Raw genomic sequence first — 26122 nt, 5'->3', positions numbered from 1 at the left:
CGTACCACTTGCGCGTTGGCCTGCCCATGGACCCTGCCTCGCCCCCGCCGTTTGCCGCCGGCTTCTGCCTGCCCGAGGGCCAGGAGCAGCACGCGGCGCTGCAGCTGGGCGGCAGTCCGGGCACGGTGCGGCTGGTAGCTACCGGGGGGCTGGTGCTCACCGAAACCCGCCTGGAAGCCGCGCCGTCCGCCGCGCCCTGGCAGCACCTCAACGAGCGCCCGGTGGTGGAGCTGAACTTTATGCTGACTGGCCACCTGCGCCAAAGCCAGGGCGGCCTGCTGCGCCAGCAGCTCTACGCCCCCGGCTACCACAACTGGGTGCACAACCCGCAGTCGCTGGAGCAGAACGAGCTGCTCGGCCCGGGCCCGGTGCGGCTCATCACGGTGCAGGTGCCGGTGGCGCGCATGCTGGGCCTGCTTACCGACTACGTGCCCGAGCTGCCCGCCGTAGCCGAGCAGCTGGCCCTAGGGCGCCCGCTGGTGCAGCACGCCCCGGCGCCGGGCTTGCCGCCGCGCCTGCGCGCCCTGCTCGATACCCTCTGGGACAGCCCCGCGCCCCTGGGCCTCAAGCGCTTGCACTACGAGGCCGTGGCCCTGGAGCTGGTGGCCCAGCAGGCGGCGCTGCTGCTGCCCGCCGCCCCCGCCGCCGGCCCGCCCCTAGGGGCCCCCGAGCGCGACAAGCTGCACCACGCCCGCGCCCTGCTGCTCCAGCACCTGGCCGAGCCACCCAGCCTGGCCGAGCTAGCCCGCCAGTGCCAGCTCAACGAGTTCAGCCTCAAGCGCGGCTTCCGGCAGCTGTTTGGCAGCAGCGTGGGCCAGTTTGTGCAGGCCCAGCGCTTGGAGGCCGCCCGCCACTTGCTGCTGGGCGGCGGCCGCACGGTGGCCGAAATTGCCTACGAGCTGGGCTATGCCCACCCGCAGCATTTCCACCGGGCCTTCAAAAAGCACTTTGGCCACCCGCCGGGGCAGCTCAGGCGCTAGCTGCGGCCCCACCCCCGGCCCCTCCCCTGCGGGGGAGGGGAGCCACGGCGGCGCGGTCCTGAAACCGTCAGGCTCCCCTCCTCCGCAGGGGAGGGGCCGGGGGTGGGGCTCCCCTAGGCCTGCTTGCCCCGGCCTTTCTTGGCGGGGGCACCCAGCACCGGGGCGCTGAGCTGCTGGTAGAGGCCAAACAGGAATTCGAGCCGGGCCAGCTCGGTGGCGAAGGGCTGCGGGCGGTAGCAGCGGTCAACGGCGCGGTCGAGCACCTGGTGGGCGCGGGCCAGGGCGGGCGGCATGGTGGCCGGGTCGTAGAGCGCCGCCAGCGACTCGCCCGCAAACTGCGCCCGCGCCGCCAGCACCTCCTCGGCCGCCGCCGCTACCGCCTGCTTTTGGGCTTCGGTAGGGGCTAGGGGGAAGGGGTAGTTGTTGTAGACTAAGCTACCAGAGTAGCTATAGCGGTTCTCTAGACGGCCAGCCACTACCCGCATCCATGCCATATGCATTGCGGACGATAGTAGTCCAAACAAAAACGGGCTGGCCGAATCAATTAGATATGCTTTATTACTCGCAATGATATTGGGGCTTACAAAGCCGATAGGTATGTATTGACGCCTTTCAGAAGATGTTTCTGGAATAAGTAAATACTCATTAGCGGGCTGCGACACAAAGAAGAAACGGCTTGGTGTCGCGGCAGCGGCGCGAGTAGGAGGTGCAGTACTGGCTAAACGGAACTGCCGTACTGCTTCAAGGCGCTGGCGCACTAGCGGCAGCCTCTGCAATAAGCTCGGCGCAGCGTTTTCCAGCCATAAGCACCACCTAGGGTTGCCATTGATGTATTCCTCGGCCCCGATATATGGCCGCAATAGGCTGGCTGCTTCAGGCTCTTGCGCAAGTAACTCGTCTTTCTCAGCCGTAGTCAAAATTAAGTTTCCACCATCGCTTGGCTTGCTGCCGCAGCGCATGGCTGGAAAACCACCAAATGGTTCTCGCCTTTTCTGCACAACAGTTTCGGCGGTTGGCAGTAGGTAAGGGCTTATTTGAGTTGTGGTAAGCTCGTGAGGCGTCGCTGAAGGACTTGCGTAGGCGAATAATCGGCGGGGTTCAATGAGTTGTTTGCCGAAGCCTACGATAACGCAATGCACGGCCGCGTTGCTTCGAGCTTCGTTTGACCATTTGAATGTTTGATGAGCGAATTGAATGTGAAATCCCCTCCTCAATAATGGCGGCCACAAGATGCCTACCTGCTCGCCCTGCACAACAGAGTTTGTAGAAACAAAAGCTGCTCTTGTGTCAGGATGCTGGTCTATATAAGTAGCTGCCTTTATAAACCATGCGGCCACAAAATCCAGGTCCGAAGCATTGTGTATGCGGCTGCCTGCGCCTACTGCTACAAGGTCTGCTTTCTGCTCGGGCTTCTGATAGTGCTTGCCGCCAAACGGCGGGTTGCCCACGATGTAGTCGAGACCCGGAAATTCGGCTGCCCAGTCGGTGCGCAGGGCGTTTTGGTTGAGAATTCGGGCCCCGCTGGTGAGGGGCAGGCGCACGTAGCGCTGGTCGAAGCGGGCGGAGAGGGCCAGGTTGAGCTGGTGGTCCATCAGCCACAGGGCCACCTCGGCAATGCGGGCGGCAAACTCCTCCACCTCGATGCCGGCCACCTGCTCGACGCGCACCAGCTGGTAGAGGGCCAGGTTGACGTTGCGGCCGGCGGCCACCTCGCGGGCGTAGAGGCGGTCGAGCACCTCGTGCTCCAGCAGGCGCAGCTCGCGGTAGGCCACCACCAGGAAGTTGCCGCAGCCGCAGGCCGGGTCGAGCAGGCGCAGGCCGGCCAGGCGCTGTTGCAGGCGCGTGAGGGCCGGGCGGCTGGTGCCGGCCGCCGCCAGCTCCTGGCGCAACCCGTCGAGCAGCAGCGGGTCGAGCACCTTCCCGATGTTGGGCTCCGAGGTGTAGTGCGCCCCTAGGGTGCGGCGCTGCCGGGGGTCGGCAATGCTTTGGAAGAGCGAGCCAAACACGGCCGGCGAGATGCGGCTCCAGTCGAAGTAGGTGCAGTCGATGAGCCGCTGCCGGGTGGCGGGCGTAAACACCGGCGGCCGGAAGTTCTCGCTAAACAGCGCCCCGTTCACGTAGGGAAAGCTGGCCAGGTGGGCCGGCAGCGCCCGCGAGCGCTGGGCCGGGGGCGTGTCGAGCACCCCAAACAGCTCCACCAGCTTGGCGCCCAGGTCGTGCCCGTCGGGGGCGGTGTGCTCTTCGAGCAGGCTACGCAGCTCATCCTTCTCGAAGATGGCCGTGTCTTCGGCAAACAGGCAGAAGAGCAGGCGCACCAGCAGCACTTCCAGCGGGTGGCCCTGGTAGCCGTCGGCCAGCAGGGCATCGTGCAGCTGGGCCATCAGCTCGGCGGCCTCGGCGTTGGCGGGGTCTTCGGGGCGCTGCTGCCCGGCGGGCCGGTAGCCGGTCAAAAAGCCAAATAAGTGCAGGTGCTCGGGCAGCTCGCCCAGGGCAAACTCGTGCTGCAAGCCCTGGTCGCGGTCGTAGAGTCGCAGGCGCTGAAAGTCGCTCACGAGCACGTAGGGCGGCAGGTGGGCCGTGGGCAGGCCCGGCAGGTAGGTCAGCGCCTGCTGGTAGGCCGCCTCCAGGTCGCGGCCCCGGCTTTTCATTTCCACCAGCAGCGTGCCGGGCCACAGCGCGTCGATGTAGCCCTGGCTGCCGTCGGGCTTCTTCACCCGCACCTGAAACTGCGCCCGGCGCCGCCCCTGGGGCGTAAACACGTCGAGCAGGTCGCGCACGAAGTTCTGGTCGTCGGATTTTTCGTCGTGGGTAGCGGCGTGCTGGCGCCCGAAGTCGGCGGCGCGGTGCCGCAGCTCGGCAAGGGAAAAGGGCATGGCCGCGAAGGTAAGCGCCGCGCCCGCCGGCCTGTAATGCCGACCCGCCTTGGGCGATGTAAACCACGCAAGCGGCGCAGGCCCTAGGGGGTACGTAGGCAGTAAGCAAAATGAACGTCCTGCTGAGCTTGCCGAAGCATCGCTACCGCGCAACTAAACTCAATCGCCAAGATTAGTGCTGCGGTAGCGATGCTTCGGCAAGCTCAGCAGGACGTTCTAGCTAGATTCTTTAACTACCTGTCTATAGTCTATAGGCCCCAGAGTCGCTAGGCCCCAGCAGCTCAGGCATTGCCACCGGTGCCTACCGTAACTTGCCCCGCGGCGCGCCACCCGTTGCTACCCCTTCCTTCTTTACCCGCGTAGTCAGCCCGCGCAGCGGGCGTATCCGCGAAATCCGTTAAATCTGTTCAATCTGCGATTTTATGAGGCAGTTTTTTAAATTCGTGTTGGCTACCGTCACGGGCCTGGTGCTGTTTTCGGCCCTAGGATTTGTGCTGCTGCTGGGGCTGGTGGCCGCCGCCAAGAGCGTGGGCGCCACCGATAAGGAAGTAGCCAGCAACTCGGTGCTGGAGCTGCGGCTCGACAAGCCCATCACCGAGCGGCAGGAAGCCAACGACTACGGCCCGCTGGGCGGGGGCGACGCCAGCATCGGCCTGCTGAACCTGCGCCAGGCCATTGCCGAAGCCAAGAAGGATGATAATATCAAGGGCATCCTGCTGCGGCTCGAGTCGGTGCAGGGCGGGCTGGCCTCGCTCACGGAAGTGCGCGACGCGCTGCTCGACTTCAAGAAATCGGGCAAGTTCGTGGTGTCGTATTCCCAAACGGCGAGCGAGAAAAGCTACTTCCTGGCCAGCGTGGCCGACCAGATTTACCTGCACCCGCAGGGCCGGGTCGAGTTCAACGGGCTGAGCGCCGAGTCGCCCTTCTTCAAGGGCCTGCTCGACAAGTCGGGCATTGAGGTGCAGGTGTTCCGGGTGGGCTCGTTCAAGAGCGCCGTCGAGCCCTTCATCCGCACCAGCTTCTCCGACTCGGCCCGCGCCCAGGAGGTGTCGTACCTGAACTCCATAAACGACGACATGCTGCGGCGGGTGGCCGCCAGCCGCAAAATTGCGGTGCCCCGCCTGCACACCATCTCCGACTCGATGCTGGTGCACAACGGCCCCGACGCCCTGCGCCTGGGCCTCGTGACCAAGCTGGGTTACTACGACGAGGTGCTCGACTACCTGCGCGGCAAGCTGGGCACGGCCAAGGATAAGAAGCCCAGCCTGGTGAGTTTGAGCGACTACCACGAGGGCGGCACGGCCAGCCAGCGCACCGGCAGCACCAGCGGCAAGCGCATCGCCGTCATCTACGCCGAGGGCGACATCGTGGACGGCAACGGCTCGAACTCCAGCATCGGCGGCGACAAGTTTGCCGAGGCCATCCGCAAGGCCCGCCTCGACGACAAGGTGAAGGCCGTGGTGCTGCGCGTGAACTCGCCCGGCGGCTCGTCGCTGGCCTCCGATGTGATGTACCGCGAGGTGCTGCTCACGAGCAAGGTCAAGCCCATCATCGCCAGCATGGGCGACGTGGCGGCCAGCGGCGGCTACTACATCAGCATGGCCTGCGATACCATTGTGGCTCAGCCCAATACCATTACGGGCAGCATCGGCGTGTTTGGGCTGCTGCCCAATATCCAGCAGCTGCTGGCCGATAAGCTCGGCATCACGACCGACCGCGTGGAAACCGGCAAGTTCTCGGACTTCCCCACCATCACGCGCCCGCTCACGGCCTATGAGAAGCAGCAGTTCCAGGCCGAGATTAACGACATCTACGCCGACTTTACGAGCAAGGCGGCCCTAGGGCGCCACATGCCCGTCGAGCGCCTGCGCCGCCTGGCCTCGGGCCGCGTCTGGAGCGGCAGCGAGGCCAAGGCCCGCGGCCTGGTTGACGTGCTAGGCAGCTACGACGCCGCCGTGCAGCTGGCCGCCCGCGCCGCCCACCTCTCGGAGGGCGACTACTCCATCCAGCGCCTGCCGCGCCAGAAAACCAGCTGGGAGCGCCTGCTCAGCCGCTTCGGCGGCGACGACGACGACCAGGCCGCCGCCGAGGCCCGCCTCATCCAAAGCAAGCTCGGCCCGCTCTACCCCGTGTACCGCCAGTACCAGACGCTGCTGCAGATGAAGGGCGTGCAAGCCCGCCTGCCGTATGAGTTAGAGCTGAAGTAACCATTTTAAGAGAAAGAGAACGTCATGCTGAGCTTGCCGAAGCATCTCTATCGCGCCTTTCGGGTCGTTCGGTAGAGATGCTTCGGCAGGCTCAGCATGACGTTCTTGCGTTTTGATTATCCATTTCAAGCATGATGCTTCAACCCAAGCACCTTTTCCTAACCCTAGGGCTGGCCGGCCTGGCTACCGCCGCCACGGCCCAAACCAGCCCCAATTCCCTCTACAAGCCCCGCGACATCAAGCGGGCCTACGCCAAGGGTACCCGCGCCGACGACGGCCGGCCCGGCCCGAAGTACTGGCAAAACCGCGCCCGCTACGACATCACGGTGCAGGCCGCGCCGCCCGCCCGCGACATCCGGGGCCGCGAAACCATTACCTACGTCAACAACAGCCCCGACTCGCTCAAGTCGCTGGTGTTCCGCATCATTCAGAACATCCACCAGCCGGGCGTGGCCCGCGAAGGCGACACGGGCGCCGACTACCTGACCACCGGCGTCAGCATCGACTCGTTTAGCGTGGCCGGGCAGCCTAGGCCTACCAACTGGCCCGGCTCGGCCACGGCCAAAACGGTGGCGCTGCCCCGCGCCCTAGCCCCCCACGACTCGGTGAAGCTGCAGGTAGCCTGGCACTTCCCCATCAGCAAGCAAAGCGGGCGCGAGGGCGAGCTGGACCCCACCACCTACTTCCTGGCCTACTTCTACCCCCGCGTGGCCGTGTACGACGACTACGCCGGCTGGGACCGCCTGCCCTTCCTGGACAGCAAGGAGTTCTACAACGATTTCAACGACTACACCCTGCGCGTGCAGGCGCCGGCCAACTACATCGTGTGGGCCACTGGCACCCTGCAAAACCCCAAGCAGGTGCTGCAGCCCGCCGTGGCCAAGCGCCTGGCCAAGTCCATGACCAGCGACGAAATCGTGCGCCTGGCCACGCCCGCCGACCTGGCCGCCAAGCGCATCACCAACCAGGCGGCTACGAACACCTGGGTGTGGACGGCCAAGGACATCACGGACGTCACCTTCGCCCTGAGCGACCACTACAACTGGGACGCCGCCAGCGTGGTGGTGGACCCCGCCACCAAGCGCCGGGCCAGCGTGCAAGCCGCCTACAAGGACGACGCCCAGGATTTCCACTCGTCGGTCAAGTTCAGCCAGAACGCCCTCGGGTGGTTTTCGCGCAATTGGCCGGGTGTGCCCTACCCGTTTCCGAAAATGACGGTGGTGCAGGGCTTTGCCGACATGGAGTACCCGATGATGGTGAACGACAGTCCCGAGGAGGACTTGAAGTTTGCCCAGCTGGTGCAGGACCACGAAATCGCCCACACCTACTTCCCGTTCTACATGGGCATCAACGAGAGCCGCTACGCCTTCATGGATGAGGGCTGGGCCACCACGTTTGAGCTGCTGATTGGGCGGGCCGAGAACGGCAACGAGGCGGCCGAGGACTTCTACCGCAAGTTTCGGGTGGTGCGCTACATCAACGACCCCAGCACCACCGAAGACCTGCCCATCATCACGCCCAGCAGCGAGCTGAAGGCGGGCTACGGCAACAACTCCTACGGCAAGGCCTCGCTCAGCTACTTGGCCCTCAAGGATATGCTCGGCGATGAGCTGTTTAAGAAAAGCCTGCACGCCTACATGGACCGCTGGCACGGCAAGCACCCCATTCCGTGGGACTACTTCAACTCGATGAGCAGCGCCAGCGGCCAGGACCTCACCTGGTTTTTCCAGAACTGGTTTTTCACCAACAACTACATCGACCTGGCCCTCACCAAGGCCGATAAAACCGCCCAAGGCACCGCCATCACGGTGCAGAACGTGGGCGGCTTCGCCGTGCCCGTGGATTTGAAAGTGACCTACGCCGACGGTAGCACCGAAACCGTGCACCGCACCCCGGAAATCTGGCAAGCCGACCAGAAGCAAACCGTCATCACGCTGCCCGGCACCAAGGCCGTGCGCAGCGTCGCCTTCGACCACGGCCTGTACCTGGACTACGACAAAAAGAACGACCAGCTAACGGTGCAGTAGGGCCCTAGGGTAAGAAAATTAAAGAACGTCATGCTGAACTTGTCGAAGCATCGCTACCGCACGATACTGCGTGGTAGCGATGCTTCGACAAGCTCAGCATGACGTTCTTTTTGTTGTCTTTAAGCTAGAAAGCATACCCCACGCTCAGCTGCCCGTCCAGCACCGAGCCGGGCTGGCCCACGGCGTACCAGTTGCCGAGGTAGTAGCAGTCACATTTAGCGCCTAAGTTGTGGGGGTAGAAGCGGAGGCCTAGGCCGGCATTGGCCAGCCAGCGCTGCCCAAACTGCCACTGGTAGCCCAGGCCCAGGCCGCCACCCTTGCCGTTGTAGGAGGTAGGCTGCGGCTCGTGCGTGACACCCGGATAGTCGCCGACAACCTGCGCGGTGTGGCTGTAGGCGCCCGCCTGCGCCTGCAGATACAGGCCGGTAGGAGCAGTGGGCCGAAAGTAGAAACGCGCCGCTAACACGCCCTGATAGCCCGGATAATCGCTGCTGAAAAACCGGGACCCCGACAGGCTCAACGAGAAGTGCTGCCCTAGGCGCTGCTCAACCTGCACCCCAATGCTGGGGGCCAGGGTGAATATGCCTAGTGAAACGACGTGCCCGCGCACCGGAGGACGCACAGCCGGGGCTTGCGCAAATAAGCTAGGTGCAAGCAGTAGTAAGCCAATAGAAAGTACTAAGTGTTTCATGCGAGAAAAGCAGAGTGCAACGGCCGAAAGTAACTTGCCGCCGCCATTATAAGCATGACCCTTTAATCCCGCCACCCATTGCACCAGTTCCTGACCGAAGCCGCCGCCTACATCCAGGCCCACTCCGACAACTTCCAGCCCACCACGGGCATCATCCTGGGCACGGGCCTGGGGGCGCTGGCCCAGGAGGTGGAAGTGGCCTACAGCCTCAGCTACGCCGACATTCCGCACTTCCCCATCAGCACCGTCGAGAGCCACGCCGGCCGGCTGCTGCTGGGCACCCTAGGGGGCCATTCGGTGGCCGTGCTGCAGGGGCGCTTCCACTACTACGAGGGCTACACCATGCAGCAGGTGGCCATGCCGGTGCGCGTGCTCAAGCTGCTGGGCATCAGCCAGCTTTTCATCAGCAACGCGGCTGGTGGGCTCAACCCCGAGTTTGGCATCTCGGATTTGATGCTCATCGACGACCACCTGAACCTGCTGCCCGGCAACCCCCTCATCGGCCCCAACGACCCTGACCTGGGCCCGCGCTTCCCCGACATGTACGCGCCCTACGACGCCACCCTGCTGGCCCGCGCCCGCGCCGCCGCCGAGGCCCTAGGGCAAGGCGCCACCACCCAGCGCGGCGTGTACGCGGCCTGCCCCGGCCCCATGCTCGAAACGCCCGCCGAGTACCGCTACCTGCGCACCATCGGGGCCGACGCCGTGGGCATGAGCACCGTGCCCGAGGTCATTGCCGCGCGCCACCTGGGCCTGCCCGTGCTGGCCGTGTCCGTCATCACCGACCTCTGCTACCCCGGCCAGCTCAAGCCAGTGGTGCTGAGTGAAATACTAGCCGCCGCTGCCGTGGCCGAACCCCGCCTCACCGCGCTGATTAAGGCGCTGCTGACCGAAAGTTAGGTAGGCCGTCCTACTGCGGTAGGAGTGGCCTAGGGTGCACCGGCTAAAAAAGAATAATCTTGCTTAGTGTATTCACAGTGAGTTCATTAGATGGGGCGCTACTTGGGGGTAGTAAAGGGCCCGTTGCCCCTTGCTTAGCTGTCTTGCGTGCCATGAAACAGTACCTTTTATGCTGGCTGCTCCTCCTGCTTTTTCATTCGGGCTACGCGCAGTCTCAGGCACCGGCCGCAGCGGTTGCAAGCGACAGCACAATTAAGGTGACGGTCATGCAAAGCGGCCGGTATTCTCGCTCGCTATATACCATTAATAACGAGCCGATTACTAACACCACCTTGCTTGCCCTGCTGAAAAAGTACCCCGAATCGGCCGCCATACTCCGCAAAGACCGGGCCCACCGCCGCTGGGCGCTGCTACTGACGCCAGTGTTTCTGGCGGGCATAATAGTAGGTGGTGTTCAAGTAGATAATGCGGTAAAAAATAACCCCTACGAACCTGGCTCTAACTTTAGCAAGGCACCAGTGCCCTTCTCCATTGGACTGGCTGCCTTTGCAGGTAGCATCGCCTTTATAGCGACAGGTAGCCATTTGGGCCAGGCAATAGAGGTGTATAACAAGCACAGGCACACGGCTAATTGAAGCCGCCCTTACGCCATCTTGAGTGCTACTGGCGTTCGCCAGCGACTGTTATAAGCATCGCCCAATAGCCCTAGGGCTACTTCAGCACCACGCGCTTCTGGTCGTGCACCAGCACCGTGAACACGCCCACGCCGCCCTGCACCGTGCTGCGGATGGTGCTGGGCTGGGCAAAGGGGTTGCCGTTGGCGTTGCGGGCCTCGCGGGTGCTGCGGCGGAAGGAGTAATACAGCGAATCGACGTGGTAGAGCGTAGCTGTCACGGTGTCGTTGGGCCGGAAGCGGTAGGTAGTGACTTGCGCGTAGGGCTTGCCGTTGAATTGCAGGTCGTTGATGTCGTTGTCGGTTTCGGAGTTGTTGCTGGGCTTGCCCTTGTGCAGCATCAGGCGGTAGTAGTCGGTGGTGGCGCCGGGGTCGGTCCACTTCGTTTGGAAATATGCCTTCTTATTGTCGCCGGTGAGGTTGTTGAACTGGTACTTTACCGAGTCGATGGGAATAAAGGTGGGCACCGTGGCCGTGCCCGTCACGTGGCGGCTGCGGGTGTCCTGCACGTCGAGGGCGAAGGTTTGCCCGGCCTGCGCCGCCAGGGGCTGCGTACCGATGTGAGTGAAATACTTGCCGGTGGTGGGGTCAAGGCCGGGCAAAAACTGGAGCGGCACTACCCGGCCGCTGGGCAGCGTCAGCTTCACGGCCACGTCGGTGGGTAGTTGCACCACTTGCCCGTTGGACAGCGTGAGGGCCTGCGACTTAGCCGCTACGGCCTGCCCGTTGTCCAGGTACGGCACCGATTCCGTCACTGTGAGGCGCGGCACCACGCCCGGCTCCAGGTAGCACTCCACCACCAGCTGGTTGTCGTACTGCGGCAGGGGCACGTTCACATCCTTGCGCAGGCTGCCGCACCCCGCCGCGCCCAGCACCCCTAGCCCCCCCAGCGTCCCAATAATCACTAGCTTCCTCATAAAACCACTCACTAAACTTACCTGTAAAAAATAGTAAAAATCAGAGCCACTCAGTACGCGCCGCCCCCGACCCCAGCGTAGCCAGCTGCGCAGCAGCGTATCCCCGAAATCCGTTAAATCCGTTAAATCTGCGGTCAGAATTTAAAATTGTACGTTACCGAGGGAATGAGCGGGAACAGCGATACCTGCTGCGCCCGGTAGCCCGTCACCCGGTCGGTGGCCTTGTCGCGCGTCTGCTCGAAGTAAATGAAGTAAGCGTTGCGCCGGTTGTAGGCGTTGTAGATGCTGAAGGTGAGGTCGCGCTCAGTGCCGAAGCGCACGGGCTTCAGCTTCCACACCAAGCCTAGGTCGAGGCGGTGGTAGGGGATGAGGCGGTACTGGTTGCGGTCGGGGTAGAGGGGCACCGGCTGGATAGCGCCCTGGTAAATATCCTGCAGCGCGAAGCGCCCTTGCGGTAGCGTGGTGGGCGCCCCGCTGGTATACACAAAGCTGGCCGTGAGGTTGATGCGCTCGTTGAGCTGGTGAATCACCACCACGTTCAGGTTGTGGCGCCGGTCGTAGGTGGGGTGGAAGTCGCGGCCCCCGTTGATGCCGGGGTTGCCATTTTGGGGCGGGAAATTGCGCCAGGCCCAGGCCAGCGTATAGCCAATCCAGCCGGTGGTTTTGCCCTCTTTCTTTTCCAAATACAGCTCGTTGCCGTAGGCCCAGCCCCTGCCAAACAAGAACTCCTGGCTCAGGTTGGGGTTGGCAAAAATCTGGGCGCCGTCGCGGAAGTCAATCTGGTTAGCGGCCCATTTATAATATACCTCATCGGTGAGCAGAAACTTGCCGCCGCCCAGCAAAAAATTAACGCCCGTGCTCACCTGCTGCGAGCGCTGGGGATGCACGTTCTGGCGCGAGGGGTACCAGATGTCGGTGGGCAGCGAGGCGCCCGAGTTGCTCACCAGGTGCACGTACTGGTACATGAGGGCGTAGCTGCCCTTCAGGCTCACTTTAGGCCCTAGGGAGTAGCGCAGCGAGGCCCGCGGCTCCAGGCCGCCAAAGTGGTCGCTCTCACTGCGGAAGCCGGTGGCGCGCAGCCCCAGCTCGGCCTGCAGGTCGTCGCTCACCTTGATATTGTCGGAGCCATAAATACCCGCTTCCTGGCCCGGATAGGCCACGTCGGCGCCGAAGTTCACCGAGTTGTCCTGCGAGCTGCGCTGCAGGCGGCCCACCCCAAACTGGTGCTGCGTGAAGCTGGCCCCGAATCGGATGACGTGGCGCCCGCCCTCGGGCAGGTAGTCGAAATCGGTGCGGGCGTTGTAGTCCCGAATGGTGGAACCCAGCGAAAAGCTAAACTGGTCGATGGAGTTGCCCAGCTGGTACTTGTAGTCGGTGACGCCCACCTGGGTATTGGCCGTGAGGCGCGGCGAAAACACGTGCTGCCAGCGCAGGGCCCCTAGGGTATTGCCCCAAGTAAAAGCCGCCTGGAAGCCGTTGGGCGAAGTAAAGCCGAAGTTGTCGCGCCCCAGGTAGCCGGTCAAAAACAGCTGGTCGCGCTCGGTCAGCGTGTAGTTGGCCTTGAGGTTGAGGTCGTAGAAATAGTAGTCCGGAATGGGCGAGTAGTCCTCGACGTTCGCGTTGGCCCGGTTGAGGGCGCGGGTGAAAATGTCGAAGTAGGTGCGCCGCCCGCTCACGATAAACGAGCCCTTAGCCGGCTGGCCGTCCGAGTGGCGGCCCAGCGGCCCCTCGAAGCTGAGGCGCGAGGAAATGAGGCCAATGCCGGCCGTCGTCACGTATTTCTGGCGGTTGCCCTCGCGCAGCTTCACGTCAATCACCGACGAGAGCCGGCCCCCAAACTGCGCTGGAAACCCCGCCTTGTACAAGTCCACGCTCTGCACGGCGTCGGAGTTGAAGACCGAAAACAGCCCGAACAAGTGGTTGGGGTTATACACCACCGAGTTGTCGAGCAGCACCAGGTTTTGGTCGGCCGAGCCGCCGCGCACGAACAGGCCGCTGCTGCCCTCGCCGCCGCTTTGCACGCCGGGCTTGAGCTGCAGGGTCTTCAAAATATCAACTTCGCCAAAGAGCGCCGGCAGCAATTTGGCCTCGCGGATGCTGAGGTGCTCGACGCCCATTTGGGTCGATTCGAGCTTTTGCTGCAGCGTTTGCTGGCCCTGCACCACCACTTCGCCCAGCTCGCTGGCGTTGGGAGCTAGCAGTACGTTGTGCGTTTGGTTGCGGCGCAGGCTAAGGGTGAACGACTGGCTGGTGTAGCCCACGAACGACACCGTTATTTTCTGCGCCCCCTCGGGCAGGCTAAGCGCGTAGTGGCCATCGGCCTCGGTGGCCGTGCCCAGCCCGAGGGCCGGCACCGCCACGGTAGCGCCCGGCAGGGCCGTGCCATCGGTGCCGCGCACCAGGCCGCTGAGCACGTGCTGCGTTTGGGCCCAGCTCCAGCGCGGGGCAAGCAGTAGCCCCAGCCCTATCAATAAAAACCCAACCAGACGTAGCAAGCGCATCATACCTACAAAAATAACTCTCGCCAAGCGGCGCCCCGCCAACGCCGAAGCGGCGCAGTTAGTTTAATTGGCTTCACTGCTATTTTCATCAAATGTACATGTAGGGCGCAAGGACGCTGCTCGTCTCGGCTCGTTAGCCGCGCCAGGCGCCGCTGCTTACTTCCAGGCGGCACCAGCCTCGCGCCTACCCATTCCCAGGAAACCGCGCTAGGAGCCCAGCAAGTCGGTTTCGTCCTTGAGGGCCACGCCCGTGAGGCCGCGCCGCAGGGCTTCGGTTAGCAGCCAGGTGAGCTTGTCGGCCGCGGCCGGGTAGGGCAGCCCGGCCGGCCGAATGTTGGAAACGCAGTTACGCGCTTCGTCGGTGAGGCCCGGCCGGGGCCCTAGGGTGAGGTAGGCGCCCAGGCTGTCGGGGGCGCTCAGGCCGGGGCGCTCGCCCAGCAGCACCAGCACCAGGCGCGCGTCCAGCAAGTCGCCCACCGCGTCGCCCAGCGCCACGCGGGCCTGCTCGGCCAGCACCAGGGGCCCCAGGCGCAGGCCCGCGGCGCGCAGTTGGGGCAGCAGCAGGCGCAGCAGCGGCCCGCCGTGCTGGTTGGCCGCCGTGGCCGAGAGGCCGTCGGCCAGCACCACTACCACGTCGCAGGCAGAGCCAGCGGCCTCGGCCAGCGCTGCGCGCGAGGCGTCGCTGAGGCGGCGGCCCAGGTCGGGGCGGCGCAGGTAAGTGGGGCGGTCGGGCGCCTGGCTTTGCACCTGGCACAGGGGTAGGTCCAGCCCAGCTAGCTCCGGTAGCAGGTGGTCGAGGTCGAGGACCGAATACACCGCATCGCGGGCGTGGGCGTGGGCCAGGCGGAAGGCCAGCGCCTCGGCCAGGGGCACGCTGGTGCCGGTGCGCCCCAGCGCGATGCGCGCCGCCGTGAAGGCCCGCAGGCCCGCCCAGGGGTCGGGCTCGGGTGCGGGGGGCGGCAGGGCAGGCAGTTGGTCGGGCATAGCAGCCGGGAAGTTACTAAGCCGGCCGCACGGCTGGCTCCTGAAAAAAACCAGGCATGAAATAAACCGCGCAAAATAGGCGGTCATGCTGAGCCTGCCGAAGCATCTCTACCGCACGTTATCTGGACGATGCGGTAGAGATGCTTCGGCAGGCTCAGCATGACCGCCTATTTTGCGCGGTTTACCTGCTGCCTTACAGAATGGTTACGCGCTGGGTTTGCGTAGTATCGCCCTTGAAGCGCACCAAGTACACGCCGGGCGTTAGCTTATCGCTCGGGATGCTCAGCGTGGCTTGCTTGCCCACATTTACCCGCGACAGTACCCGGCCCATTACGTCTACTACTTCAATGCTTTTCACGTTCAGCTGGTTGGCGCCTAGCTCGACGCTAATATTATCGGTGGCTGGATTGGGGTAAACGGTTGGCCCGGCCACCGACGAGGCGCTGGTGGTAGCCGTCACCACGTTGCAATTGTTGGCCGTGCCCCCTAGGCCGCTAATGGAGGCCAGCGAGGTAGCCAGCACCAGCTTATCTAGCTTCGCGTTGCCGCCCGCGTTGTAGGCAATAGTCAGCGTGTGCGGCCCCACCGGCAGCACGGCATCCTTCAGCTTCAGCCAGCGCCAGCCATCCACGCCGACTTCCTTCACGCTCACGTCGTCGATGTAGTACGTATTAGCCACTTGGCCCATGTCGAACAGGAAGGTAGTGGAAGCCAGCGAAGCCGTAATGGTCCACGATACCTGCTGCCAGCTGGTGCCAATGGCCTGGTCGGCCTGGTACTGCGCGCTCGACGGCCCGGTAGAAAGCCGGATGGAGCCGCCGGCCGCCGCCGCACGTACCCAATATGAAATCACGTACTGGTTGCCAATGGTGGTCGGGAAAGCCGTGCTCGACACCTGCACTTTCCACTGGTTGCCGGTTTGGGCGGTGGGGTTCACCACCTTCATCGAGCCGGTGCCGGAGTGAGCATCAGTCGCCACGGTATTGGCCGAAATGGTGGCGCCGTTCGTGTTCAGGGTCGTCCAGCCCGTCAGCCCATTTTCGAAGCTCGGGTTGGTAGCCAACTGGGAGGTTACCGCCTGAAAGTCGGCGTTGTCAATTTTCAGCCAGTACCCGTAGTCCTCGGCGGCGGGTATGCTCATCCGGGCCACCAAGTTGTAGGTAGCGGCGCTGTCAATGGTAACCGGCATGGTCAGGTAGGCCGAGGTCGCGGAGGGCGCGGTGGTGGGACTGCTCAAGCCGCTTTTTGCCTGCACGTACTTCCCGCCAGAGGCGTTGGCGTCGGTGGCAACCATCCAGCCCGCGCCTACCGTGGCGCACTCGGCTTCCAGCCAGGTGCGCTTGCCCAGCGGCTCGGCGGGCAGCACGGGGTTGCCGCTGCCCCACCACTTATACCAGCGCTGGTAGTTCACGGCCGGGTAGGGGTTGACCGTGATATCCGTGCTAACGGTGGTGTTGCCCAGCAAAAACTTGTCTACGAAGGCCTGCATGGCCGGTATCTGGGTGGTGGGCACGGCGCAGTGGTTGTGGCCCGAGTCGATGTAGAAGCCAAACCGGTCGCCTAGCCCCAGCGTCTTGTATATCTCGTGCGCGGCGCGGGCCGATACGTAGGCCGAGGGGTTGGCCAGCCACTCAAAATCGGTGTTGCCCGTCACCAGTAGGGCCCGGGGCGCTATCATGGCCATCAGCTCGTGGTGGTCGTGCGGCAGCTTCGGCACGTTGGCGTCGGCAAACTGCTTCATGTCGTCCTTAAACCAGTTATAGTCGGTGGCCCCCAGCTTCTCCACGGCCCCTAGGGTTTCGGACACGCGCCAGGCCGGCGCCCCGCCGCCGCCCGACTCCTGGGCGATGGTCAGGGCAATGCGCTCGTCCAGCGCCCCCGCAAACAGGGCCATCTTGCCAGCGTAGGAGCAGCCCGTAACTCCCAGGTGCTTCAAGTCAATGGGCAAGCTGCTCTGCACCAACTCCAGCCCGTCGATGAGGCGGCTCACGCCCCACGACCAGGCCGCGTACTGCCCCGCGTTCGACAAGTTTTGGTCGGGGTAGAGCTGGTAGAAAGGGTCCGTCAGCTGCGGGTTGCCGTAGGTCGTGACGTTGTTGTGGTTGTACTGGATGGTAGCCACGCTACGGCCGGCAAACACCGCGGCCGGCACGCTGCCGGTGGGGCTGTTCATGCCAATAATGGCCGGAAATGGACCGGTGCCCGTGGGCACCGTTACCTGCGAGGTAAGCGTGGCCGTTTTGCCGTTCACCGTCACGTTCACGGTGAGCGTGCCGGTACCCGCGGTGGTGCCCGCGGCGTAGCTGGCCGTAATGGTTTGGGGGCGAGTAGGTTTCGTGCCTATCTCGTAGTTCTCAATCTGGGCCTTGATTTCGTTGCGTCGGCACTCCCAGTCGCTGAAGCTGGTGGTGCGCCCGTGGCCGTCGGCCCACAAGAAGGGGTCGGGCAGCGGCTGGATGACGGGCAGCTGGCTGAGCGTAGGCAGGGGCGGGGCCGCGCAGCTCGCCCCCGTATTCTCAACGGTATACACCAGGGGTGGCGTCTGGGCCAGTGCGCGTAGGCAAGTGCAGCTAAGTAGGAAGGCTAGTAAGGCAACCGGAGTTTTTCGCGTAAAAGTTTTACCAAACGCAGGGAAAAGGATTGAAGTCATGTTGGTAAGTACTGGGTGGGTAAAGTGAGTTAAGCAACGTGGGTATTTCTCATTGGCAAGGCGAGTATGGGGAAAAGTCAAGAAAAAGATTTGGTGGTAAAGTGATAAAGAGCTTGTTAATGATTTAAGGCAGTGAGTCGTTAGTGTTTGCCTGCTTAATATAAAAATCAGATTTCACTTATATGACTGATAAACAAAATGCTCATAGTGCATGACGCATGCCTGATGTGGCTGCGATTTTACTTAAGACGCAGTAATGATAAAAAGAAAACGCACGTAGTTTCTTAGATGAATACAAATGAAAATACCGCAATCGTTTTCGGAAACGATTGCGGTATTCATGCTGTCATAGCGCATGCATACTTGCACGCTGGCTGATGCAGCATACTCACGTATACTTGAGCTGCGGCAACCCAACAGTGGTAGCGTAACACGCTTACCAGAAGGCTGCCCGCTACGGTTACTGCATTACTACCAGTAAGCTATCTACTACTGGGCACCCGAAAGTATATGGTGTTGTGATAAAATAATTGCTTGATAATCTGATATTTGTATTTTATAAAAGTATAAATAATTCATTTATAAGTTTAAAACAAGTACACCGGATGCGAACGCTAGTATAAAATAAGGCTTACTGCCGCAGCGGTGGGGGCAGCTGGCGCCACAGCGCGGCGTCGCCGGCTGGGCGCAGCTGGCCCTGGGCCGAGAAAATGCCCTGTTGCTGCAGCCAGGCTTCAAACTCCGGCGCCGGGCGCAGGCCTAGGGTCTGGCGCAGGTACAAGGCATCGTGGAAGCTGGTGGACTGGTAGCCCAGCATAATATCATCGGCGCCAGGCACGCCCATAATATAGGTGCAGCCCGCTACGCCCAGCAGCGTGAGCAGGGTATCCATGTCGTCCTGGTCGGCCTCGGCGTGGTTGGTGTAGCACACGTCCATGCCCATGGGCAGGCCCAGTAGCTTGCCGCAGAAGTGGTCTTCGAGGGCCGCCCGAATGATTTGCTTGCCATCGTAGAGGTACTCGGGGCCGATGAAGCCGACCACCGAGTTGACCAGCAGCGGCCGAAAGCGGCGGGCCACGGCGTAGGCGCGGGCCTCGGCCGTTTGCTGGTCGAGGCCGTGGTGGGCGCCCGCCGAGAGGGCGCTGCCCTGCCCGGTTTCGAAGTACATGACGTGGCTGCCCAACGTGCCGCGCCCTAGGGCCAGGGTGGCCTCGTGGGCTTCTTGCAGCAGCGCCAGCGAGATGCCGAAGCTGCGGTTGGTGCCCTCGGTGCCGCCAATAGACTGGAAGGTAAGGTCAACCGGCGCGCCAGCCGCGATGAGCTGCAACGTGGTAGTGACGTGGCAGAGCACGCAGGTTTGGGTGGGGATGTCGTAGCGCTGGCGCACGCCGTCGAGCAGCTCCAGCAGCTGGCGCACCTGGCGGGGGCTGTCGGTGGCGGGGTTGAGGCCCAGCACCGCGTCGCCGCTGCCGTAGAGCAGGCCATCCACGAGGCTGGCGGCCACGCCGCGCGGGTCGTCGGTGGGGTGGTTGGGCTGCAGGCGGGTGGCCAGGTGCCCGCGCAGCCCTAGGGTATTGCGAAACTGCGTGACGACTTCCACCCGCCGGGCCACGGCTATCAGCTCCTGGTTGCGCAGCAGCTTGCTCACGGCCGCCACCATCTCGGGCGTAAGGCCGGGCGCCAGGGCCGCCAGGGCGGGCGCGTCGGCGGCCTCGCTCAGCAGCCAGTCGCGCAGCTGGCCCACCGTGTAGTGCGCCACCGGCGCGAAGGCCGCTGCGTCGTGCGTGTCGAGGATGAGGCGCGTCACCTCGTCGGCTTCGTAGGGCACCAGCGCCTCGTGCAGAAACTGGCGCAGTGGCACGTCGGCCAGGGCCAGCTGGGCGGCCACGCGCTCCTCGTAGGTGGCGGCCGCCACGCCCGCCAGCTCGTCGCCCGAGCGCCGGGGCGTGGCCCGCGCCAGCAGCGTCCGTAGGTCGTCGAACACGTAGGCGCGCTGCTGAATGACGTGGCGGTAGGGCATGGCGGCGAGCGGCAGGTAGCGGCCAGAATGCACGTAAGGTAGGAAGGGCGCGCTGAGCAGGCAAGGCTGGTTTCACCGCAGAAGCTGCCACCGGCCCAGGTAGAAGAAGCCTAGCGCGGTTTCGCCACGCGCTTTACTTCCATCAGGTCGGGCGTTTCGCGCACGATGCGCAGGGCCGTGCCGCGCAAGGCTACGCGCAGGGCCTGCCGCCGCGTCAGCCGGCCGCGCACCGGCTGCACGGGCACGTTCACCAGCGACTTATCGGTGTAGCGGATGAAGCAGCCCGTGGCGTGCGCGATGGCTATGGCGGTTTCGTCGAAGCGCTGGGCGGGCAGGTTGTAAATTACTTGCTGGTCGCAGCGGCCCAGCTTAATGCGGGCCGTAGCCGGCCGCGGCTGGGCCGGGTGCTGAGTAGTGGCGCGGCAGGCCGCCCCCGAAAGAGGGCCGGCAAGCACGTGGGCGAAGACTAGCAGGCAGGAAGCAACTCGGGTAGAAAGCATGCGTGAAAGTAATAAAGTGGCGCTACCCGTGGGTGGCGGCCAGGCTGGGGCGCTACCGAGCGCCGGGGCGGCCCCTGGCTACCCAGCGCCCCCCTAGGGCGCCCCCCAGCCCCAAGCCAAATACCACGCTTAGCCCCTGGTTGAACCATACCACCGCCCCCAGGCACCCCAGCGCCAGCCCCAGGGCCAGGGCCGGCACCCACGGGTAGCCCGGCGCCCGGAAGGGCCGCGCCAGCGCCGGCTCGCGGCGGCGCAGGGCAAACAGGCTGGCCATACTCACCACGTAGAGCACCAGCGCCCCCAGCACCGACAGCGTAATAACCTGCGCGGTAGTGCCCGTTAGCAAGGCCAGTGCCCCCACGGCCCCGCCCGCCAGCAGGGCCCCTAGGGGTGCCCCGCGCCCGTTGAGGCGGGCCAGCGGCGCGGGCAAATAGCCGGCCCGCGCCAGCGCAAACACCTGCCGCGAGTAGCCGATAATAATGCCGTGGAACGAGGCCACCAGCCCAAACAGCCCCAGGCTGGCCAGCACCCGCGCCCAGGCGCTGCCCGGCCCCAGCGCCAGGCGCAGCGCCTCGGGCAGCGGGTAGTCGAGGTGGGCCAGCCGGCGCCAGTCGGCGGCGCCGTTGGTGAGCACCAGTATCCCTAGGGCCAGCCCCACCAGCGTGGCGATGCCCAGCCCGTAGCCCAGCGGAATGGCCCGCCGCGGCGCCCGCACCTCCTCGGCCACCATGGCCACGCCCTCAATGGCCAGGTAGAGCCACAGCGCGAACGGCAGCGCCGCCAACACGCCCGCCGCCCGCAGCGGCACCGGGTGCGCCGCCAGCGTGGCCACCCGAAAATGCGGCGCCAGCAGCCCCATAAACAGCAGCAGCTCGGCCACCGCCAGCGCGGTGACAAGCAGCGAAAAATTGGCCGACTCGCGCACGCCCCGCAGGTTGAGGGCCGTGAACACCGCGTAGCACCCCAGCGCCGCGGGTAGCACCGGCACCCTAGGCCACAAAAAGTGCCCGTAGCTGCCCAGCGCCAGCGCAATGGCCGGGGCCGCCAGCACAAACTCAATGACCGTGGCGTAGCCCGCCACCACGCCGCCCACCCAGCCAAACGCCCGCAGCGCGTAGGCAAACGGCCCGCCCGCCTGGGGCAGCGCGTTAGTCAGCTCCGTGAAGCTGAAAATGAACGCCACGTAGAGCACCGTGACGAGGCCCGTGGCGACCAGCATGGCCGCCGGGCCGCCCGCCGCCCAGCCGTAGTTCCAGCCAAAGTACTCGCCCGAAATAACCAGCCCCACCGCCAGCGCCCACAAGTGGCGCGCCGTCAGGGCCTTGTGTAGGGTAGGGGCAAGGGCGTCGGGCACGGCAGCGGGGGCTAAGGTTGGCGACTAAGCGAGCCCTAAAGAACGTTATGCCGGAGCGTTGCTTAGCTGCTAAAAGTCAAAAAAGGCGGTCAGCATGACCGCCTTTTTTCAGCATAAGCTATCCTGGGCTACTTCAAATGCGCGCCCACGGCCTGGCCGATTTGGGCGGCGGGCACCACGCCGGCCTGGCGCCACACCGGCTGGCCCTGGCTGAAGAGGATGAGCGTGGGAATGCTTTGCACCCGGAACTGCTGGGCCACCGCCTGGTTTTTATCCACGTCGATTTTGATGACGCGCAGCTTGCCCTGGTGCTGGGCTGCCACCTGCTCCAGGATGGGCGCCATCGTTTTGCAGGGCCCGCACCAGTCGGCGTAGAAATCGACTAGTACCGGCATGCCGGGGCTGTTGATGAGTTCGGAAAAAGACTTGCGAGGCATGGCGGGAAGTAATTTTGTGAGGAAAGTGCCAATCGGTTGCTCCCTAGCCAGGAAAAACCAGTACCGGCTACTACCCCTAGGTACGCCCCGGCCTCGGTTTCGTTTTGCTGCTCGCCCCTTGACTAATCCGCTCACCCGTCCGCCCGCCTGGCTGCGGCCCCTGTTTCCGGGCAGCGAGTGGCGGGGCGCGCCCCTGGGGCCCACCGGCCGCCCGCGCCTCTACCTCACCTTCGACGACGGCCCCATTCCCGACGAGACGCCTTGGGTGCTGGAGCAGCTGGCGGCCCACCAAGCGCAGGCTACCTTCTTTTGCGTGGGCGACAACCTGGCGCGCTACCCCGACGTGGCCCGCGCCGCCCTGGCCGCCGGCCACCGCCTCGGCAACCACACCCAGCACCACCAAAGCGCCTGGGTTACCCCTAGGGCCCAGTACCTGGCCGGGGTAGCCGAAACCTCCCTGGCTATTCGCGCTCAGCTGCTGGCTGTTAGCTCACCGCCTGGCGATAAGAGACTGCAGCTAACAGCCAGCGAACAGCTTTTCCGCCCGCCCTACGGCCGCCTGACGTGGCCGGTGCTGCGGGCGCTGCGCCAGCAGCACTACCGCATCATCATGTGGACGCTGCTCACCCGCGACTACGACGCCAGCCTGGCGCCCGAGCGCGCCTTGCGCCTGACGCTGGCCGCCACCTGCCCCGGCGATATTATGGTGCTGCACGACTCGCGCAAGGCCAGCCGCTCGCTGCGTTACCTGCTGCCGCGCCTGCTCGAGCACTACGCCGCCCTCGACTACGAATTTGCTGCCCTCTGATATGCTGCTACTGAGTGGGTGCCTGGCATACTGCGCGCTGTGGCTGGCTTTTCTGGGCCGCATCACCTGGCGGCTGGCCCGGCGCACGGGCGCGGCCGTGCCCGGTGCGCTGCCCCAGCCGCTGCCCCGCGTCAGCATCCTGCTGGCCGCCCGCAACGAGGCCGCCGCCTTGCCGCGCTGCCTGGCCAGCCTGCGGGCCCTCGACTACCCGCCGCACCTGCTGGAAGTGCTGCTGGGCGACGATGCCAGCACCGACGGCACCGCCGCCGTAGCCGCGGCCGCTATGCAAGGCTTCGCGGGGCAGTTTGCGGTGGTGCCCATCGCCGATACCCTAGGGCTGGCGCGCGGCAAAGCCAACGTGCTGGCCCACTTGGCCCGCCGCGCCCAGGGCGAGGTGTTCTTCATCACCGACGCCGACATCGAGCTGCCGCCCACCTGGCTGCGCGCCATGCTCACCTACGCGGCGCCCGGCGTGGGCACCGTCACGGGCCTGACGGTGGTGCAGGGCCCTGGCCCCCTGGCGCGCCTGCAGGGCCTCGACTGGCTGGTGGCCCTCGCCCTAATGCAGGTAGCCAGCGACAGCGGCCAGCCCATGTCGGCGATGGGCAACAATATGCTCGTGACCCGCGCCGCCTACCAGGCCACCGGCGGCTACGAGGCGCTGCCCTTTTCCGTCACCGAAGATTTTGCCTTGTTCGAGGCCGTGAATGCGCGCGGCTACGGCTACCGCCAGGTGTTTGGACCGCTGGTGCGGGCGGCCAGCCTGCCGGCGGCGGGCTGGGGCGCCCTGCTGCGCCAGCGCCTGCGCTGGATGCGCGGCGTGGCCGCCTTGCCCGGCCGGGTGCAGGCGGCGCTGGTGTTCTTCAATTGCTACTGGCTGGCGGCGGCGGGCTTGCTGCTGGCCGGGCACTGGCCCTGGGCCCTAGGGGCGGCGGCGGCCAAAATAGCCGGGCAGGCTGGCACCGCGCTGGTGGCCGCCCGCCGCGCCGGCCTGCCCCGCCCGCCCGCCTGGGCGCTGGTGGGCTTCGAGCTGTACGCCCTGGCCCTCATCACCCACGTCACCCTGCTGCGTTTGCTGGGCCCTAGGCAGATAATTTGGAAAGACCGTGTATATGAGTGAGAGCTTCCCAGCCGCGCCACCGGCCGTTACCATCCGGCCCATAGCGGCGGCCGCTACCTACGCCTTGCGCCACGCCGTGCTGTGGCCCGACAAGCCCGCCGCCTACGTGCAGCTGCCCGACGACGCCACCGGCCAGCACTTCGGCGCCTTCGTGGGCGGCGCGCTGGTAAGCGTCATCTCGCTGTTTATAAACGAGCAAGAAGCCCGCTTCCGCAAATTTGCTACCGCGCCCGCCTGGCAGGGGCGCGGCATTGGCGGGCAGCTGCTGGCCCACACGCTGGCCGCCGCTGCAGCCGCCGGCGCCACCAGCATCTGGTGCGATGCCCGCGCCAGTGCCCTGCCTTTTTACCAGCGCTACGGCCTAGGGCCCGACGGCAAGCCGTTCGCCAAAGGCGATATTTCGTATCAGCGCCTGCGCCGCCCGCTACCGTAAGCGCTCTGCGCCCTCTGCGAAAACACTGCGCCCTCTGCGGGAAACCTGCCCGAACAATTCTATGCAGCTCATCGAAACCCACGCCCACCTCTACCACGAGCAGTTCAGTGAAGACCGCGCCGCTGCCCTGCACCGCGCCGTGGCCGCCGGCGTCGAAACCATCCTCATGCCCAACGTGGACCACGCCAGCATCGACGCCATGCTGGAGCTAGAGGCCGCCTACCCCGCCACCTGCCACGCTATGATGGGCCTGCACCCCTGCTCGGTAGGCCCCACCTTCGAAAAGGACTTGCAGGAAGTGGAAGCCTGGCTGGCGCGCCGCCCCTTCGCCGCCGTGGGCGAGTGCGGCCTCGACCTGTATTGGGATGCCACCTACTTCGAGCAGCAAAAAGAGGCGCTGAAAATCCAGCTCGCCTTGGCCAAGCAGTACCAGCTACCCATCGTGCTGCACACCCGCCAGGCCTTCGAGCCCGCCGCCGCCCTGGTAGCCGAGGCCCAGGACGGCACCCTGCGCGGCGTGTTCCACTGCTTTTCCGACGGGCTGGCCGAGGCCGAGCGCGCCATTGCCCTAGGGTTCAAGCTGGGCATTGGGGGCGTGGCCACCTTCAAAAACGGCGGCCTGGATAAAGTGCTGCCCCACGTGGCGCTGGAGCATCTGGTGCTCGAAACCGACTGCCCCTACCTGGCGCCTGTGCCCTACCGCGGCAAGCGCAACGAGCCCGCCTACCTGCCCCTGGTGCTGCACCGCGTGGCTGCCCTCACCGGCCACGCGCCCGAGGAAGTCGCCGCCGCCACCACCCGCAACGCCCAGGCGCTATTCGGGGTGTAACCCGTTGTGCAACGACCAAGGAACATCATGCTAAACGTAGTGAAGCATCTCTGCCGCGCCAACAGTGTTCGGTAGCGGTGCTTCGCGGGGTTCAGTATGACGTTCTTTAGGCCCTTGAACTTGCTTATGACGCTACCCGACCTGCCCCTGCTCACCTTGCCCACGGCCGCCCCGCCGGCCGCCCCGCGCGTGCTCATGCTCTACACCGGCGGCACCATCGGCATGGCCATCAACCGGCGGCAGGAGCTGGTGCCGCTGCGCTTCGAGAAGCTGGTCCGCAAAATGCCCGACCTGCGCCGCGTGCCCTACCGCCTCGAGCTGCTGGCCCTGCCCGAGCCCATCGACAGCAGCAACGTAACGCCCGCCGACTGGCGGCTGCTGGCCGGCCTCATCGGGCAGCACTACGCCGCGTTCGATGGCTTCGTGGTGCTGCACGGCACCGATACCATGGCGTATTCGGCGGCGGCGCTCAGCTATTTGCTTGAGCACCTGGCCAAGCCGGTGGTTTTTACCGGGGCGCAGGTGCCGGTGGGCCGGCCCCGCTCCGACGCGGCCCGCAACCTGCTCACGGCCTTCGATGCGGCCGCTGCCCGCCACCCGAGCGCCCTCACCATGCGGGTGCCCGAGGTTAGCATTTTCTTCAACGACATCCTCATCCGGGGCACCCGCGCCCGCAAGGTCGAGAGCCAGCAGTTTGCCGCCTTCAAAAGCGAAAATTACCCGCCCCTGGCCCGCGCCGGCATCAACCTGGAATTCGACGACAAGAATATTCGGCCGCTGCCCGCCGCGCCCCTGCGCGTGCACCAGCACCTGGAGGAGCGCGTGGCCGTGCTGCGCCTGTTTCCGGGCATCACCGAGGCCGTGGTGCGCGCCGTGCTGAGCCTGCCCGGCTTGCGCGGCTGCGTGCTCGAAACCTACGGCTCGGGCAACGCCCCCACCGCGCCCTGGTTTTTGCGCTGCCTCGAACAAGCTAGCCAGCAAGGCGTTGTGCTGCTCAACGTGAGCCAGTGCGAGGAGGGCCGCGTGGTGCAGGGCCACTACGAAACCAGCGCCCGCCTGGCCGAGCTGGGCGTGGTGGGCGGCGACGACATCACGCCCGAGGCGGCCATCACCAAGCTCATGTACGTGCTGGGCCTGGGGCTGCCCGAGGCCCCCACCCGCCGCCTGCTGGCCCAGGACCTGCGCGGCGAAATATCACCCCCCTAGGCCCCAAAGCTC

20 protein-coding genes are annotated in these 26122 nt (G+C 64.9%); 10 read left to right on the top strand and 10 right to left on the bottom strand.

The annotated features are described in order from the left end of the window. Window positions 1–26 precede the first annotated feature (26 nt). Window positions 27–980 (top strand): AraC family transcriptional regulator, encoded by a 954-nt coding sequence (locus HHL22_RS08785; protein WP_169530542.1) that lies wholly within the window; start codon window positions 27–29, stop codon window positions 978–980. Between the two features lie 113 nt (window positions 981–1093). Here the strand turns inward: HHL22_RS08785 and HHL22_RS08780 are convergent, their stop codons facing one another. Further along, complete coding sequence (locus tag HHL22_RS08780) at window positions 1094–3853, bottom strand: class I SAM-dependent DNA methyltransferase (RefSeq protein WP_169530541.1); 2760 nt, start codon at window positions 3851–3853, stop codon at window positions 1094–1096. 422 nt (window positions 3854–4275) lie between these two features. On the opposite strand from HHL22_RS08780, the gene sppA reads away from it, so the two are divergent. Next, entirely contained in the window at window positions 4276–6060 is a 1785-nt protein-coding gene (gene sppA, locus HHL22_RS08775) for a signal peptide peptidase SppA (protein WP_169530540.1), read from the top strand. A gap of 131 nt (window positions 6061–6191) precedes the next feature. Beyond that, window positions 6192–8087 (top strand): M1 family metallopeptidase, encoded by a 1896-nt coding sequence (locus tag HHL22_RS08770; protein WP_206680697.1) that lies wholly within the window; start codon window positions 6192–6194, stop codon window positions 8085–8087. Window positions 8088–8211: 124 nt separating this feature from the next. On the opposite strand, the gene HHL22_RS08765 is transcribed toward HHL22_RS08770, so the two are convergent. Further along, a complete protein-coding gene (locus HHL22_RS08765; protein WP_169530539.1) occupies window positions 8212–8778 on the bottom strand; it encodes a DUF3575 domain-containing protein in 567 nt (188 codons plus the stop codon). A gap of 78 nt (window positions 8779–8856) precedes the next feature. On the opposite strand from HHL22_RS08765, the gene HHL22_RS08760 reads away from it, so the two are divergent. Next, entirely contained in the window at window positions 8857–9678 is an 822-nt protein-coding gene (locus HHL22_RS08760; protein WP_169530538.1) for a purine-nucleoside phosphorylase, read from the top strand. Window positions 9679–9830: 152 nt separating this feature from the next. After that, on the top strand, window positions 9831–10313 hold the full coding sequence (locus HHL22_RS08755) for a hypothetical protein (protein ID WP_169530537.1): 483 nt from the start codon (window positions 9831–9833) through the stop codon (window positions 10311–10313). A 76-nt stretch (window positions 10314–10389) separates the two neighbouring features. Here the strand turns inward: HHL22_RS08755 and HHL22_RS08750 are convergent, their stop codons facing one another. From HHL22_RS08750 to trxA, 8 genes are all read right to left on the bottom strand, one after another. Then, window positions 10390–11268: a DUF4249 domain-containing protein gene (locus tag HHL22_RS08750; RefSeq protein WP_169530536.1), complete on the bottom strand. Its 879-nt coding sequence runs from the start codon at window positions 11266–11268 to the stop codon at window positions 10390–10392. Between the two features lie 134 nt (window positions 11269–11402). Then, window positions 11403–13772, bottom strand: a complete 2370-nt coding sequence (locus HHL22_RS08745) for a TonB-dependent receptor (protein WP_241737995.1) — start codon at window positions 13770–13772, stop codon at window positions 11403–11405. 204 nt (window positions 13773–13976) lie between these two features. Then, window positions 13977–14753, bottom strand: coding sequence for an ethanolamine ammonia-lyase subunit EutC (gene eutC, locus HHL22_RS08740; RefSeq protein WP_169530535.1), 777 nt, complete (start codon window positions 14751–14753; stop codon window positions 13977–13979). Between the two features lie 193 nt (window positions 14754–14946). Then, complete coding sequence (locus HHL22_RS24370; protein WP_195809234.1) at window positions 14947–17283, bottom strand: glucuronyl esterase domain-containing protein; 2337 nt, start codon at window positions 17281–17283, stop codon at window positions 14947–14949. A gap of 751 nt (window positions 17284–18034) precedes the next feature. Continuing rightward, window positions 18035–19423 carry an ethanolamine ammonia-lyase subunit EutB gene (locus HHL22_RS08730; RefSeq protein WP_169531024.1) on the bottom strand — a complete coding sequence of 463 codons (1389 nt, stop codon included), beginning with the start codon at window positions 19421–19423 and terminating at the stop codon, window positions 18035–18037. A gap of 110 nt (window positions 19424–19533) precedes the next feature. Beyond that, entirely contained in the window at window positions 19534–19923 is a 390-nt protein-coding gene (locus tag HHL22_RS08725) for a hypothetical protein (RefSeq protein WP_169530533.1), read from the bottom strand. 52 nt (window positions 19924–19975) lie between these two features. Continuing rightward, window positions 19976–21277: an ethanolamine permease gene (gene eat, locus HHL22_RS08720; protein WP_169530532.1), complete on the bottom strand. Its 1302-nt coding sequence runs from the start codon at window positions 21275–21277 to the stop codon at window positions 19976–19978. 128 nt (window positions 21278–21405) lie between these two features. Beyond that, window positions 21406–21714 carry a thioredoxin gene (trxA, locus tag HHL22_RS08715; RefSeq protein ID WP_169530531.1) on the bottom strand — a complete coding sequence of 103 codons (309 nt, stop codon included), beginning with the start codon at window positions 21712–21714 and terminating at the stop codon, window positions 21406–21408. 118 nt (window positions 21715–21832) lie between these two features. On the opposite strand from trxA, the gene HHL22_RS08710 reads away from it, so the two are divergent. The 5 genes from HHL22_RS08710 (at window position 21833) to HHL22_RS08690 (ending at window position 26110) form a co-directional block, all read left to right on the top strand. After that, window positions 21833–22522, top strand: coding sequence for a polysaccharide deacetylase family protein (locus HHL22_RS08710; protein ID WP_241737994.1), 690 nt, complete (start codon window positions 21833–21835; stop codon window positions 22520–22522). A gap of 1 nt (window position 22523) precedes the next feature. Beyond that, the gene (locus HHL22_RS08705; RefSeq protein ID WP_169530529.1) at window positions 22524–23642 is read left to right on the top strand and encodes a glycosyltransferase; all 1119 of its coding nucleotides are present in this window, start codon (window positions 22524–22526) and stop codon (window positions 23640–23642) included. Next, the gene (locus HHL22_RS08700) at window positions 23635–24075 is read left to right on the top strand and encodes a GNAT family N-acetyltransferase (RefSeq protein WP_169530528.1); all 441 of its coding nucleotides are present in this window, start codon (window positions 23635–23637) and stop codon (window positions 24073–24075) included. The genes HHL22_RS08705 and HHL22_RS08700 overlap by 8 nt, the downstream gene beginning before the upstream one ends. Before the next feature lie 61 nt (window positions 24076–24136). Continuing rightward, complete coding sequence (locus HHL22_RS08695; RefSeq protein WP_169530527.1) at window positions 24137–24904, top strand: TatD family hydrolase; 768 nt, start codon at window positions 24137–24139, stop codon at window positions 24902–24904. Window positions 24905–25030: 126 nt separating this feature from the next. Beyond that, a complete protein-coding gene (locus HHL22_RS08690; RefSeq protein WP_169530526.1) occupies window positions 25031–26110 on the top strand; it encodes an asparaginase in 1080 nt (359 codons plus the stop codon). The last annotated feature ends 12 nt before the right edge of the window (window positions 26111–26122 follow it).

The sequence above is a fragment of the Hymenobacter polaris genome, from assembly GCF_012927305.1.
Lineage (GTDB): Bacteria > Bacteroidota > Bacteroidia > Cytophagales > Hymenobacteraceae > Hymenobacter > Hymenobacter polaris.
The sequence above is the reverse complement of the archived record's forward strand: the minus strand, read 5'-3'. Positions and strand labels throughout refer to the sequence as shown.